This is a genomic window from Pseudomonas sp. (genome assembly GCF_035554175.1).
Classification (GTDB): domain Bacteria; phylum Pseudomonadota; class Gammaproteobacteria; order Pseudomonadales; family Pseudomonadaceae; genus Aquipseudomonas.
Genome location: NZ_DATMIV010000056.1, coordinates 14,791 through 29,759 on the forward strand (window position 1 = coordinate 14,791; position 14,969 = coordinate 29,759).

The 14,969-nt window shown below is 62.0% G+C and carries 10 protein-coding genes; 1 reads left to right on the top strand and 9 read right to left on the bottom strand.

Features of this window, described 5'->3' with window-relative positions:
• Positions 1-57 precede the first annotated feature (57 nt).
• Complete coding sequence (gene urtA / locus VNV36_RS25050; RefSeq protein WP_056787644.1) at positions 58-1,323, bottom strand: urea ABC transporter substrate-binding protein; 1,266 nt, start codon at positions 1,321-1,323, stop codon at positions 58-60.
• Positions 1,324-1,629: 306 nt separating this feature from the next.
• Here urtA and VNV36_RS25055 point away from each other — a divergent pair, with 306 nt between their 5' ends.
• Entirely contained in the window at positions 1,630-6,483 is a 4,854-nt protein-coding gene (locus tag VNV36_RS25055) for a DUF4329 domain-containing protein (RefSeq protein WP_325721645.1), read from the top strand.
• 66 nt (positions 6,484-6,549) lie between these two features.
• Here VNV36_RS25055 and VNV36_RS25060 read toward each other — a convergent pair whose 3' ends face one another.
• From VNV36_RS25060 to cbiE, 8 genes are all read right to left on the bottom strand, one after another.
• Positions 6,550-7,920 carry a PepSY-associated TM helix domain-containing protein gene (locus VNV36_RS25060; RefSeq protein WP_325721647.1) on the bottom strand — a complete coding sequence of 457 codons (1,371 nt, stop codon included), beginning with the start codon at positions 7,918-7,920 and terminating at the stop codon, positions 6,550-6,552.
• A 112-nt stretch (positions 7,921-8,032) separates the two neighbouring features.
• Positions 8,033-10,153, bottom strand: a complete 2,121-nt coding sequence (locus VNV36_RS25065; RefSeq protein WP_325721649.1) for a TonB-dependent copper receptor — start codon at positions 10,151-10,153, stop codon at positions 8,033-8,035.
• Positions 10,154-10,237: 84 nt separating this feature from the next.
• The gene (locus tag VNV36_RS25070) at positions 10,238-10,669 is read right to left on the bottom strand and encodes a DUF2946 domain-containing protein (protein ID WP_325721651.1); all 432 of its coding nucleotides are present in this window, start codon (positions 10,667-10,669) and stop codon (positions 10,238-10,240) included.
• Positions 10,670-10,690: 21 nt separating this feature from the next.
• Positions 10,691-11,170, bottom strand: coding sequence for a copper chaperone PCu(A)C (locus VNV36_RS25075; protein WP_325721653.1), 480 nt, complete (start codon positions 11,168-11,170; stop codon positions 10,691-10,693).
• Positions 11,171-11,217: 47 nt separating this feature from the next.
• Positions 11,218-11,616, bottom strand: coding sequence for a DUF2946 domain-containing protein (locus VNV36_RS25080; RefSeq protein ID WP_325721655.1), 399 nt, complete (start codon positions 11,614-11,616; stop codon positions 11,218-11,220).
• A gap of 317 nt (positions 11,617-11,933) precedes the next feature.
• Positions 11,934-12,650 (bottom strand): cobalt-precorrin-6A reductase, encoded by a 717-nt coding sequence (locus VNV36_RS25085; RefSeq protein WP_325721657.1) that lies wholly within the window; start codon positions 12,648-12,650, stop codon positions 11,934-11,936.
• Positions 12,647-13,744, bottom strand: coding sequence for a cobalt-precorrin-5B (C(1))-methyltransferase (locus VNV36_RS25090; RefSeq protein WP_325721659.1), 1,098 nt, complete (start codon positions 13,742-13,744; stop codon positions 12,647-12,649). Before VNV36_RS25090 ends, VNV36_RS25085 begins: the two co-directional genes overlap by 4 nt.
• A complete protein-coding gene (cbiE, locus tag VNV36_RS25095; protein WP_325721661.1) occupies positions 13,737-14,948 on the bottom strand; it encodes a precorrin-6y C5,15-methyltransferase (decarboxylating) subunit CbiE in 1,212 nt (403 codons plus the stop codon). The genes VNV36_RS25090 and cbiE overlap by 8 nt, the downstream gene beginning before the upstream one ends.
• Positions 14,949-14,969: the final 21 nt, after the last annotated feature.

The following is a 14,969-nucleotide window of genomic DNA, read 5'->3' on the forward strand; positions in this document are numbered from 1 at the left end:
GCTCCCACAGGGAATTGCATCAGCCTCACGCCAGGCGCGAGACTGACATCCGGTGACTCAGTTGCTCTTCACCGCATAATCCGGCTTCTTGTCGTTGCCCTGAATGAACGGGCTCCACGGTTGCGCGCGGATCGGGCCTTCGGTCTGCCACACCACGTTGAACTGACCGTCGCTCTGGATCTCGCCGATCATCACCGGTTTGTGCAGGTGGTGGTTGGTCTTGTCCATGGTCAGGGTGTAGCCCGACGGTGCAGCGAAGGTCTGCCCGGCCAGCGCTTCGCGCACCTTGTCGACGTCGGTGGACTTGGCTTTCTCGACGGCCTGCGCCCACATGTGAATGCCGACGTAGGTGGCTTCCATCGGGTCGTTGGTCACCGCTTTGTCGGCGCCCGGCAGGTTGTGTTTCTTCGCGTACGCCTTCCAGTCAGCAACGAACTTCTTGTTCGCCGGATTCTCCACCGACTCGAAGTAGTTCCACGCCGCGAGGTTGCCCACCAGCGGTTTGGTGTCGATGCCGCGCAGTTCTTCCTCACCGACCGAGAACGCCACCACCGGCACGTCGGTGGCCTTCAGGCCCTGGTTGGCCAGCTCTTTGTAGAACGGCACGTTGGAGTCACCGTTGACGGTGGAGATCACCGCGGTCTTGCCACCGGCCGAGAACTTTTTGATGTTGGCGACGATGGTCTGGTAATCGCTGTGACCGAACGGCGTATAGACCTCTTCGATGTCCTTGTCGGCCACGCCCTTGGAATGCAGGAACGCGCGCAGGATCTTGTTGGTGGTGCGCGGGTAGACGTAGTCGGTGCCGAGCAGGAAGTAGCGTTTGGCGCTGCCGCCTTCTTCGCTCATCAGATACTCAACCGCCGGGATCGCCTGCTGGTTCGGCGCCGCGCCGGTGTAGAACACGTTCGGCGACATTTCTTCGCCTTCGTACTGCACGGGATAGAACAGCAGGCCGTTGAGTTCCTCGAACACCGGCAGTACCGATTTACGCGACACCGAGGTCCAGCAGCCGAACACCACGGCAACCTTGTCCTGGGTCAGCAACTGCCGGCCCTTTTCGGCGAACAGCGGCCAGTTCGAAGCAGGGTCCACGACAACAGGTTCGAGCATCTTGCCGTTGACGCCGCCCTTGGCGTTGATTTCGTCGATGGTCATCAGCGCCATGTCTTTGAGCGACGTTTCGGAGATCGCCATGGTCCCGGACAACGAATGCAGAATCCCGACCTTGATGGTCTCGGCCGCCTGGACAGTCCAGGTCATGCCCATCGCGGCAATGGATGCCGTGAGTGTGAAAGCCTTGATCAAACTGCGACGCTTCATTGTGCGATCTCCGTGAACGTTTGATTTTTCTGGTTGGCAGATGCGGACGACTGAAGGGTGTTTTGCAAGGGCTGTGCCCGGTCGGGATCGGGCAGGAAAATCTCGTGCTAGAGCGGTTGCCCACGCAAGGTGTGCACCAGGAGGGGACGGGTTGCGGACGATGGTGCGCGCAGGTGCGCCAGATTGGGGCGCGGCGTGCGTTCAGATGCGGATACAGAAACGATAAACATGTACCGCAGCTGCTCAGAACCGCCGGCGGACACTCATTCGATCGATATCCCGATTTCTCTTCGCAGGATCTTAATCATGAATGACATGTCAGGCCGGCCCGGACTCGCCGCTCCGGCCTCGCGCAAATCCAGAGTGCCGCAACTGAGTCCGCCATTTCTGTCAGAGGAGGACGCTGCCTATTGGGTCCATATGCGCATACCGTTAAAGCCGAAAAGGGAATATGGCAGCCTGATTCTGTTGCGCCCGGATGGGAAGTACGTTGCTTCTTCACCGGTGGCCGGAGCAACCGACACGTTCGAGTTCAGCAGCATCATTGACTTCGATGCGTCCGGGGATCTGGAGCCGCCTGGCGGATATCGGTTCGTGGCAACCCTGCACAGCCACGTCGCCCTTCACGATGATGTCGCCGAGCAATATCCGGAGCTGGATGAGTTGGGCGTGCGTCTGTTTGTCAACTTCTTTTCCAGTACCGATTTCATGGGTGATGTGGATGGCCGCGCCTATTTCCGTAGTGCTTACCTCTCCGGACCCGACGGCACATTGCTCAAATACACGGCGAGCGGCTCACAGGCAGAACTCGATTACTACCGGTGGCACGAAGCGGGGGCAAGGCCGGGGCCTGAGCCATGGACGCGCGACGTGCTCAGCATCATCAATAAGCTGGCGACTGTCGGTGAACTCAAAGTCATCGTTTCCAATGCCGACTGGGGCCATTCGGTGGGCGTGGTGCCGCCGGACTGGCGACCGGGTGAGGGGTTTGCAACGGGCATGGTGCGCGAGTTGCCGCTGATGACCCGCGTCTGCGCCAATGCCGAGCGCGCGGTGCTCGCGGCATTGAAATCCAGAGGCGCGCAGACTGCCGGGCTGGTACTGAAAAAACTCACTGGTGAAGAGTACGTCGCGACCCACGCACGCCCCACCGGGCTGGCCGCGTGGGATGCCGAGCGCCTGTTTCCGGTGGACGCCAAGGGGCAATTGCAATTGCCCAGGGGCTATCTGCTGGAGGGCTTTTACTTTGCCTCGCGGCCAGACCCCAAACAGTTTCCGCCCACGCAGCCATGGCTTTACGCCAATTTTTTTACCCCGCAGGAAATCGCCATCGCTATCGAGGCTCATGGTCGCTGCAAGCATCTGGCGCAGGTCGGGCGAGGGCTGGCGCTGTATATGCGGGCACAGGATCATTCGATGTTGAAGTACAGCTTCAGCGGCGATCCGGTCGAAACAGCGCTGAGCGTTGTGCTCGCCGATGGGACGATCGGCGACAACGGCGTGCAGGCGCGGCTGATGGCCGGTACCCTGCGCCCCCGCGAATTTGTCTCGATGCTGGTGCTGGCCGGAAAACTGGAGGTGCTGCGCGGCAGTACGATGTGGGCGAATCTTGGGGAGGTTGACCTGCAGTGGCAGCCCTTCGGGCACTTCCCATGGCCGGTATTGAGCCGGGAATTTTTATCGGCCGATGACGCGGCCCGTTATGCCCACGAGCAGATTGGCAACCGTCGGGACCGGCAGTACGCCGGCTACATTTTCCAGCGCGACAATCGCTTCGTGGTGACCGAGCCCCTGCCTGGCGATATCGATACGCTCAAGCACGGCCGGCTCTACCCGCAGGACAATGCAGGGCGCACGATTTTTCCCGATGACCATCTTCTGCACGCGCGCTATGTGAGCCACGTTGCGCCGTCGCGGCTTGATCCGGTAGAAGTGGATTACTTCAAGTGGACCTACCATGAGGCGCTGCTGAGCCTGCAGATGTTCAGTGTCGATGAGATCAGGCAAGTGTTGCTCGATCAGGTCGTGCTGTACGCATCAGCCGTACCTGACTCGCTACTGCGGTATGAGTCCAACGGCTCGTCGTCCGCGCAGAGTCTGAGCGGACGCCTTGGCACCCGGCAAAGTCCTGGTGCCTTGGCTACGGAACTGGCCACTGGCAGCAAGCGCCCGCAGGACTTCATTCGCGAGCAAGCCGCAGGCGGTCGTCTGACCAGCCTCCTGGATAATCAACTGTGGGGCTATCGCGGCCGGATTGCCTCGACCTGGTCTGTGCGAGAAGCGCCGCCTGCGCCCGACGCCCCCATCTGGCAGATACTTTATAATGTCCCCAAATCCGTGGCTGTGCTTCCCACACCGCCAATGCCTGGGCAAACCGGGCCTGTTATGGCATTGCCTGCAGTGTCTCTACCCGTGCCATTGCCATGGCGCCGCCCGGAAACGGTAGCCTACAGTGCGGTGTTCGCTTCAGCCGATGAGGTGGCGCACAATCAGCACGTGCGCGACAGGCATTGGCAAGAAGAGGGCAGCGCCTGTTTCGGGTTCATCCTCAAACACCGCGACCGTGACGAGTACATCGCCACTGAGCGGGTTCCCGTCAGCGCTGCGCAAAGCAATCTGTTCCAGTTGGATAGCCTGTTTGCAACGCAACGAACATCCCCGTGGTATCGGTTTCCCGAAGGCTTCGATCTGCACGCCAGCTGGTATTCGCATCATCACGTGGAGGATCCGGCAAACAGTCCGGACGACTGGCTGGCCCATTACTTCATTTCCCCGGACAGCCTGACGACGTCGATGTATTACGGGCGCCGTCGTCCGGTAATGGCATCAGACCATCCGGTCGCACTCTATCTAGCGACGCGCGATGGCGCCTTGCTGAAATACGCAAGACGCAAGTCCAGCAAGCTGTTTCATGACGCTGCATCGCAAGGCATGGTCGAGAAAATCAACAGCGATCTCGCTTCCGGGAAATGGTTGCCGACCGATTTTGTTCATGAGGTCGCCAACAGCGGCGAGCTCTCGGTCATGCGTGCGGGCCTGTGCTGGGACCGGACGGGGCCGGTCAAAGTGACCTGGCAGCCATACGCCAATCTGCAGCGGCGCTGGCTCGGCCCGGTTTTTCAGACGGCTGACGCCGCCGCCATTCACGCCAGGACCGTTCTGCCCGTTGTGACCGACAGGGTGTATGGCGGCCTGATTCTGGAGACCGCTGAGAAACGTTATGTCGCCACCGCACCGATTGAAGTCAGCCGTGAAGATTTCGATGTCATCCAGGTCTGCCCTGAGGAAAGCCGGACCTATGGATTATTTCCCGCCGATTGTCAGATCGTGGCGCGCTACAGATCGCGCGTCGCTCGGGAGGCGTCGCTGATTTTGTCGACGGTGCAGAAAGAGATCTACATGAACATGTTTTCGGTCGATGTCCTCGAATCGGCATTCAACAGGCGCGGGGTGAAAGACCGCTACCGGGTGCTGGCGGACGGTTCGCTGGTGCGCTACAAACCGGAGCCATTGCAAGAATACCTGTTCGCTCCGGACGGCTCGGTGCTCAGGTATCAGCCGCAAGCCGAACTTTTTTCACAGCTGCTTGGCCAGGGCGACCGGTTCGCCGCCGTCGATGCAAAAGCGATAAAGCAGGGCTTGCGCAGCAGGCATTTGCAGCCCGTTGATTGGATCAACGCACTGGCCAGGGGCGGGCATCTGCAGGTGATAAAGGGCAGCGCGATCTGGGGGCTGCCACGCCGGGTATCTGCCTGGGTACCTTATTCGACGGATCTTTCGCCTGCGACAGACTACGACAAGGCGCTGAACAATCCCGTTTGCAGTCCCCTGCTGATTCAGGCAGATGCTGCCGCCCGGTACGTGCATGAAGCGTCGGTGAGCCGGGATACGGCGACCTTCGGTTTTATTCTGCGTAATCCGACAGGGGAATTGCTCGCGACCCTGCCCCTTGAAGTCCAGCGCTCGGCATTGGCTCTGGATCGGGTTTTCCCGCAGGGCGAGCTGCTTTCAGGTTCTACCCTGGACGCCATTTACCTTCGCGCTGCGCTACCGCCACTGGGGGCGCGGTCTGACGATGTGCGCCAGTTCTTTTTTCTGCCCAGCGATGTTCAGTCAGCTTGTGTACGGGCCGATACACCGCAGGGATATCTGCCGATCTACTTTTCCTGCGCGGATGGAGCCTTGTTGAAACTGCAGTTGCATGCGTTCGAGCCAGGCGACTTCCACGACCAGTTCGGGCAGATCGAGTTTCGCCCCAATGCGTTTGTATCTGCGGTACAGGGGGCGAACGATGAACGGGATATTGCCAATGGCGCGCTTGATTTTTCGACCTATGTTCGGCGGATGGCTCGGGCCGGCAAATTGGAGGTTATCGAGAGCAGCGATCACTGGTCGCGACATGGCGAGGTGAATGACAGTTGGCAGGCGCGACAGGTCGATGTCGGCAGTGAGCAACGCTGGCGAGAAAATCCTGTGCCGGCGCTGGGCCCGGTTTTCCATCATCCTGACGATGCTGCGCGTCATACACAGCAGCGAGCGGCCGAGGCCATTTTCGATGTCGGCTACCAGAGCGCCATTCTGGCACCAGCGACCGGCAGTCAATTCGTGCCGCTCGAACCCATGGTCTGGTCCGCACATGACCCAAATCCGCTGGCGCGAATATTCCTCTCGGCAAATGACGCATCGGCCAGTTGGCGAAACCCGGCGCCGCACTATCCCGAGGGTTACACACCGGTGGCCGCTCATCAGCTGCACCTGTCAGGCAACACCACCCTGGTGCCGGACGCGGAGGCGGTCGGCGCCAACTTCGCGGCGCCCGGGCTGGTGTATGCCTATACCCATGATCTGAAGAACAAGGGCTTCGATATCCGGCATTACTTTTACTCGACGCCCCATCAGGTATTGCTCAAATACACGCCCGTTTACTCGGATGCCGAAAGGGATCTGTTGCTGACCCGATCAGTATTTTTCATCAACGGGCGCTGGACCAACCGGCTGAGTCCTGGAGAATTCATTTCGCGCCTGGCGGCTCTCGGCGAATTCCGGGTATTGGTTGCAGGGCATTACTGGCGACAGAGCGGGGTGATCAGACGCGACTGGAACCTGCAGCGCGAACAGCCGTCGCCTCAAGGGACGATCCGCATCCGGGACGAGTTGTAAGTCCCGGTGCAAGAGCTCGCAAGGGGAGCGTGCCGCCGTCCGCGGCCACTCCTCATTGCGTTTGATTCAAGTCGAGGCCGACTCGGTCCGGCCAACGCGCGACAGTAGCAGACGGTCAAGCAGCCACACCACCACCAGCGAAGCCCCCACCAGCGGAAACACCACCGCCAGCACCAGCATGATCGCCACGCCGGTTTTCCAGGTCGGCAGATCATGGCGCAGCGGCGGTACGCCGAACTTGCCTTCGGGACGACGCTTCCACCAGATCACTACGCCGCTGACGGCGCTGAGCAGAATCATCAGGCATACCAGCAGTACGACGATCTGATTGAAGGTGCCAAACATCTTGCCTTCGTGAAGCATCACGCCGATCTCGGTAGCGCGAGCAACCGTGCCGTAGTGCTCGAAGCGCACGTCGGCGAGGACTTTGCCGGTGTACTGATCGACGTGCAGGGTGGCGTCGTTGCGCGGGTCGTCGGCGAACACGGCGATGGTGAACACGCCGGTGGCGGTGGTCGGCAGGGTGATGCTGTAGCCGGGTTCGACCTTGCGTTCGCTGGCGATGTCTTGCACCTGCTGCAGACTGATGGCCGGCGCGGCGGGGCCGGCATGGGCGTTGCCGTGGGCCATGTGTTCGGCGTGATCGCCGGACATCGGCATCGGCGTGTTTTCCATCGCCCATGGCACGGTCTGGCGGGCTGCGTTGTTGAGGCTGCGCGCCTCGATGTCCGAGGTCGGCACGTTGTCCCACATCGCTGCAGGGAATACGTTCCACACCTGAGCGTATTGCTTGCCCCAGAAACCGGTCCAGGTCATGCCGCTGAGCAACATCACCAGCAACAGCGTCGCGCCCCAGAATCCGGTTACCGCATGCAGGTCGCGCCACACCACGCGGCCACGGCTGCTCAGGCGTGGCCACAGAATCCCCGCCGCCTGACCGCGCGGCCACCACAGAAACAGACCGGAGACCACCAGCACCACGCCCCATCCGGCGGCCATTTCGATCAGCCGGTCACCGACCGTGCCGATCATCAATTCGCCGTGGATGGCGCGAGCGATGGCTTGCAGGTTCTGCCTGGCATCCTGCTCGCCGAGGATGTTGCCGTGGTACGGGTCGACGAATACGTTGAGCTCGTGGCCGGCGTTTTTCACTACAAATTGCGCGCTGCGCTCGACGTTCGGAGGGGGCAGGTATTGGGTGACCTGACCTTGCGGGTAAGCGCTTTTCACCCGTTGCAGCAAGTCATCGGCCGGCACCGTGTGATGCCCGGCCGGTACGTCGAGCAGGCTGCTGTACATCAGCGCATCGAGCTGCGGTTTGAACAGGTAAATGATCCCGGTCAGGGCCAGCATCACCATGAACGGCGCTACGAACAGCCCGGCATAGAAATGCCAGCGCCAGGCCAGGTTATAGAAATTCGGTTGAGGCTTTTGCATTACGTGTGCTCCGCTGGGCGAATCGTTTTTCAAGATCAAGAGATCGCAGCCTTCGGCAGCTCCTACAGGTTGTACGCGGCTGGCGCAGCCTGCGATCTTTTGACTTTTCTTGTCAGAAACTCATATCCACTTTGGTCCAGAGCGTGCGCCCCGGTTCATTAATCGCCTGCGGGTCATTGGCCGGGTAGCCGAATCCGGCGTTGCCGGCCAGATTCAGGTGCTCGGCGTAGGCCTTGCCGAACAGGTTGTCGACACCGCTGCTGACCTTCCAGTGCTGGTTGATGCGGTACGCGCCGTTGAGCGAGAACACACCAAAGCCCGAGCTCTGGTCGTAATCCTTGCCAACCACGTTGCCCTTGTTGGCGTCGATGCGGTGTTGCGCGGCGACCACTCGCCACAGCGCCCCGGCACTCCAGTTGTCTTCGCTGTAGGTCAGGCCGAAACGCGCGTCCAGCGGTGGCATTTGCGGGAGCGCTGAACCGTCGCTGCTGTTCTTGCCCCAGGCGTAAGCCAGCGTCGCATCGGCCTTCCAGTTGTTCGTCAGGTTGTAGGCAGCGCCGAGTTCGCCGCCCATGATCCGCGCGTCGATGTTCTCCGCGCGCGAAGTGCTCATGCCCATCATTGCCGGCGGGTAGTCGAAGAGAATGTAGTCGCGCACCACGCCGACATAGCCCGATGCCCAGGCTTGGAGGTCGGCGTTTTTGTAGTTGATGCCGACGTCCAGCTGAGTGGTTTTCTCCGGTTTGATCGAATCGAAGGCATTTACCGAACCGGCCGGCCCGGAGGTGGGCGAAAACAGTTCCCAGTAATCCGGGAAGCGCTGCGCGTGGCCGAGGCCGGCATACAGCGTGGTCGGGCTGTCGGCCAGATCATGTTCATAGCGCACGAAGCCGCTGGGGAGAGTATCAGCGCGGGTGTCGTCAGCGGTCGGGTTGGGCCGGGACGTCATCCCCGACCCGATGGTTTGCCGATAATCCTTGGCCGAGGCGCGATCGACCCGGGCGCCGGTGATCAGGCGATCACGCTCGGCGGCGTACCAGGTCATTTCGCTGAACACGCCGTAGTTATGGAAGTCGGCATCCTTGCTGTAGGGCAGGTCCTTGTAGGTATCGATGCCCATCGCGCTGCGCTGGCGATGCTCATTGGTCTGGGCATCCAGCCCGGTAATCAGCTGAATATCCGCCCAGCGCCAGGTCGCCTTGATCCGCGCCCCGAGGGTACGCCGGTCGACGTTGGATGCCATGGGGCCGGCCATCATCCCGGTGCCCGACGGCGTACGCAGGGTGTAGTTGTCCATCACATGGTCGGCGTAGCTGTAGTAGACCTGCGCCTCGAGTTTCTCCAGCACGTCGCTGAGGTCGGATTTTTCAAAGCGCAGACCGAGGCTCTCGCGCAGGAATTGCGAACCGTCCATGCCGCGTCCGGCATACCGCGCCTGGCCATCGCCCTTGCCGGCGGTGAGCTCGATCAGAGTATCGGCATCCGGCGTCCAGCCCAGTGCGACATCGCCGTTCCACTTGTCGTAACGCGAGGCGACGATGTCGTTGTTGCCGTCGCGATAGTCATCGGAATGCGCGGTGTTGCCGATCACCCGCACGTAACCCAGAGGACCGCCGGCAGCGGCGTCGACAACCTTGTCGAAACGCCCATGTGAGCCGGCCAGGATGCTGGCGTTTACGCGAGTGCCGAATTCGCCGAAGTTCTCCGGCTCACGGTCGAACAGCACCGTACCGGCCGATGCGCCCGGACCCCACAGGACGGTCTGCGGGCCTTTGATCACCGTGAGTCTGTCGTAGGTTTCCGGCGAGATGTACGAGGTCGGCGCGTCCATCCGGCCGGGGCAGGCGCCGAGCATCATGCTGCCGTTGGTGAGGATGTTCAGCCGCGAACCGAACATGCCGCGCAACACCGGATCGCCGTTGGTACCGCCATTGCGCACCAGAGCGAAGCCGGGAATGGTCTTCAGATAGTCGCCGCCATCACTGGCCGGCAGCGGTTGGCGCGGATCCTTGGGATTGGTGACCACAGTCAGTGGCGAGCTTGGGGCGATGGCAGTGATCACCGTCGGGCTCAGTTCTTGCTGATGGTCGGCGTGATTTTCGGCCAGTGCCAGCGGTGCCAGCAATACGCCGCAAAGCACGGCGCTGGTGTACCCGAACCGCATCCGCGATCGGTTCAGGGCGAAAGGCGCGCGGGCGGATTCCGCGCAGGGGACAGCAGTAAACCTGGACATGACAATTTCCATCGAACAGTCGTAAACACCACGGCCGGCAGCGTGGAGCTGTCTTCTCAACCGTGTGTAATCAGAGGTGCGTGTTTACGTGGCGATGGGTGGGGCGCGGGTGCGAGCACCAGGGAAAAACGCTTGGCGGGCATGGCCCAGACGCGGGGAGGGCGGGGTATAGGAGTTCAGTGGTGCAATGTTGAAGGCGACGAAATCGCCACCGCCGGTCAGCGCCGGGCAATTGAACAGCAGGCTGCAATAGCCGCATTTTTCCCACAGCATGTGGTGCGACGATTGCGGCGGGCAGTGCTCGGCGGCAGGCTGGGCATGATGGCCGCCGTGATCCATGACAGGCATGTCCATCGACATGTCCATGCTCATGGGCATCGATGTCGAGGCGTGTTGATCCATCGGCATCGACTGAGAAATCAGCGGGCCGATGAAGATCATCAACATGGCGAACAGGGCGATCCAGCTGCCTTGCTGTCGGCAGTTGCGGATGAACCTGGTGCGCAACGGGCGCATGGCGGCGCTCAGCCGGACTGGTTACTGCGCGTGCACGTGCGCCTGCGAGGTTTCCGGAGGCTTTTTCTGCACGGCGACTTCAACCGTGACGTCACCGGCCTTCTCGAAATGCAGAGTCATCGGGAAGCGCTTGCCGTCGCTGAGCAGACTGCGATCAGTCGGGTTGAGCAGCATGACGTGGTAAGCCATCGGTGCGAAGGTCACGCTGTCGCCGGGCGGAATGTCCACGCTCGACACTTGCTGCATCTTCATCAGGTCACCTTGCATCACGTGCTCGTGCAGTTGCGCTTCTTTGGTGATTGGCGAGTCGACGCCGGTCAAGCGGTCGGCGGTTTTGCCGGTGTTATGAATGATGAAATAGGCGGCGATGGTCGGCGCATTCGGCGGCAGCTCTTGCGACCACGGGTGGGCGATCTCCAGCGCTCCGGCTTTGTACTCATGGGCATGAGTGAAGCACGCCGGCAGCAGCAGCGCAGCGAGGACGATGAGGTTCTTCAACATGGCAGTTCTCCAGAACGATTCGAAACGCGGGTTATTGCGCGAACAAATCAGACCAGAGGGGACGCACGGGGGTTGAGACTCGGCCATTGCTGGCGCGGAGCAGGCGCTTGCAGTGAAACGGGCGCCACACTGCGGTTGCTTTCGAAACGCGCGAAATACAGCTGCGGCGAATGCCCCGGCAGCGCCAGCAACGGCGCCGAACCCGAACAGCACCAGCAATGCTGCATGTTCGAATGGCTGTCGCCTGGCGGGGTCTTTTGATGGGTGGCGCCGATGTCGACTGCCACCATTTTCATGCCACTGCCGGTGCAGAAACTGCTCCAGAGTATTGACCCGGACGGCGAACTGGCCGCCTGCGCCATCGCCCCGCTCATCGGCATGGCGAGCATGTTGAACAGCACTGCAAAGCAGGCGATCCAGGCAAATGCTAACCGGCGTCGGTTCATGGGACAGGTCCGTTGGGTGGGCGATCAGGCGCGGCCCATTTAGCCTGATCAGGGCCGATAAGTAAAAAAGCGGCGTGCGGTCTGGTGTCGCAGTGCGCAGTTCAAAAGAGTGTAGCCATTTGGATTTGCAGCGCCAGATCTGACGCCTTCGCGGGCAAGCCCGCTCCCACAGGTTTTGTGGATGTGCACAGATATCAGCTAAATCCACAGTTTCCGTGGGAGCGAGCCTGCTCGCGAAAGCGGTGTGTCAGGCACTGGAGGGCTGCCGGTGCTGAGGCCTTCGCGAGCAGGCTCGCTCCCACAGGGGGCGTGCCGATTCAGCGGGAGAGGGCAGCGAGGACTTCGCCGACTGAGCCAAACACCCGATCAACCCCCGGCAACCCCGGTCGCTTCAACACCAGCACCGGCACTCCCCGCTCGCGCGCCACCTCCAGTTTCGGCTCGGTGGCGGTGCTGCCGCTGTTCTTGCTGATCAGCACGTCGATCTGCCGGCGCTCGAACAACGCTCGCTCGTCCTCCAGCAGAAACGGTCCGCGTGCGCCGATGACTTCGCAGCGCGGGTTGCCGGGATAAACGTCGAGAGCGCGCAGGGTCCAGAACTGATGGGCGGGGATTTCGTCGAGGTGTTGCAGTGGCTCGCGGCCGAGGGTGAACAGCGGTCGACGGAACGGTTCGAGGGCGGCAATCAGTTCGGCCCAGTCATTGACTTCACGCCAGTCATCACCCGCTTGCGCTTGCCACGCGGGGCGGCGCAAGGCCCAGCAGGGAATGCCGGCAAGTTTTGCCGCGCGGGCGGCGTTGGCGCTGATTTGCGCGGCGTACGGGTGAGTGGCGTCGAGGAGCAGATCGATGCCCTCATCAGCAATGAATTGTGCCAGGCCTTCAGCGCCACCATAGCCACCCACCCGAACCTGACAGATCAGATCGCTCGGCACCCGACCGACACCGGCGAGACTGTAGATATGCTCCGGCCCCAGCGTGCGGGCGATGGCCAGTGCTTCGGTGACGCCGCCGAGCAGCAAGATCCGTTTCATGCAAAGCCTCCGGCATGCCCGACGATCCCGCCCTGGCGATCGATCGCAAATACCTCGACCTGCACCTGCGCCGGCACCACGCTGCGGGCGAAATTCAACGCATGACGACAGACCTCGTCACCCAGTGCGATCCCTGCCGCACTGGCCATCGCCAAGGCCTGCTGACTGGTGTTTGACTGGCGAATCCCTTGCTGCAACGCCGCATCCGCGCCAATCGCCGCCGCCCACTGCGCCAGTTGCGGCAAGTCGATGCTCGAATGCCGCGAATGCAGATCCATATGCCCGGCGGCAAGTTTACTGATCTTGCCGAAGCCGCCGCACAGGCTGAGTTTATCCACCGGTACTTTGCGCAGATGCTTGAGCACCGCACCGACAAAGTCGCCCATTTCGATCAGGGCGATTTCCGGCAGGTTGTAAACGCGGCGCATGGTGTCTTCGCTGGCGTTGCCGGTGCAGGCGGCGATGTGCAGATAGCCGTTGGTTTTCGCGACGTCGATGCCCTGATGAATCGAGGCGATATAGGCGGCGCAGGAGAACGGCCGGACGATGCCGCTGGTGCCGAGGATCGACAGGCCGCCCAGAATGCCCAGGCGCGGATTCATGGTTTTCAACGCCAGTGCCTCGCCGCCCTCGACGTTGACCGTGACATCGAAGCCGCCGCCATAACCGGTTTCGCCGGCGAGCAGGGTCAGGTGATCGCTGATCATTTTGCGCGGCACCGGATTGATCGCCGGTTCGCCAACGCCCAGTACCAGGCCCGGGCGGGTCACCGTGCCGACGCCGACACCGGCGTTGAAACGGACTCCGGGTTTGGCCCGCAGCCGCACCTGCGAATAGAGCAGGGCGCCGTGGGTCACGTCGGGATCGTCACCGGCGTCCTTGATGGTTCCGGCTTCGGCGCCATCATCGCTCAAGCGGCAGAACTCCAGACGCATCTGCACCTGTTTGCCCTTGGGCAAGGTGATGTGTACTGCGTCGGCGTCGACGCCGGTCAGCAACAGGCGTGCGGCGGCGAGGCTGGTGGCGGTGGCGCAGCTGCCGGTGGTCAGGCCGCTGCGCAGCGGCGCGGGGTGTTCAGCGGTTTCGTCACGCATCGATGGGTTTGACCAGTTCCAGCAGGGTGATCGGCAATGCTTGCCGCCAAGTGTCGAACTCGCCGAGCGGTTGCGCCTGGGCGAGATGAATGCGCGTCAGCTCGCCGCCGTACTGCTCACGCCAATGCATCAGGGTGACTTCGCTTTGCAGGGTCACCGCATTGGCAATCAGCCGCCCGCCTGGCTTGAGTTGTGCCCAGCAGGTTGCAAACACGCCTTCGCGAGTCACGCCGCCGCCGATGAAAATCGCGTCTGGACGCTCGAGGCCAATCAGCGCTTGCGGTGCCTTGCCGCGAATCAATTGCAGGCCGGGCACGCCCAACGCATCGCGGTTGTGTTCGATCAATTGCTGACGGCCTGCATCGGCCTCGATGGCCAGAGCGCGGCAACTGGGGTGCGCGCGCATCCACTCGATACCGATCGAGCCGCTGCCGGCGCCGACATCCCAGAGCAGTTCGCCGGGCGTTGGCGCGAGGCGCGCGAGGGTGATGGCGCGTACGTCACGCTTGGTCAGCTGGCCATCGTGGCGGAACGCCGAATCGGGCAAACCGGCGAGTCGCGACAGACCCGTCACACCCGGCTCGGCCAGGCATTCGATGGCGATGACATTGAGGTCTGCAACCGCCGGGTCGTCCCAGTCATTGGCGCGGCGATCGATACGTCGCTCGGCGTCGCCACCCAAATGCTCCAGAACACTCATGCGGCTGGCGCCGAAGCCACGTTCGCGCAGCAGCTGCGCGACGGCCGCCGGGCTTTTGCCGTCATTGCTCAACAACAACAGCCGCACACCGCTGAACAAGAGCACATTGAGCGCGCATAGCGGGCGCGCCACCAGCGACAGGATGGTTACGTCCTGCAACGGCCAGCCCAATCGCGCTGTGGCCAATGCGCAGGACGACGCTGCGGGAATGACCGACATCTCTTCACTTGGCACCTGGCGCGCCAGACTGGCACCCACGCCGTAGAACATCGGATCACCGCTGGCCAGCACGCAGACCGGCTCGCCACGCGACTCGAGCACCGGCGCGAGGGAAAACGGGCTGGGCCACAATTGCCGTTCGCCGCCGATGCACGGCGGCAGCAGATCCAGCTGACGCTGGCCGCCGACGATCCGCGAGGCGCCGATCAGGGCGCGCCGGGCGTTTTTGCCCAGACCCTTGAAGCCGTCTTCACCGATTCCCACGATCGTCAGCCAGGGTGACATCTATATTCCTCTAAACGTGCC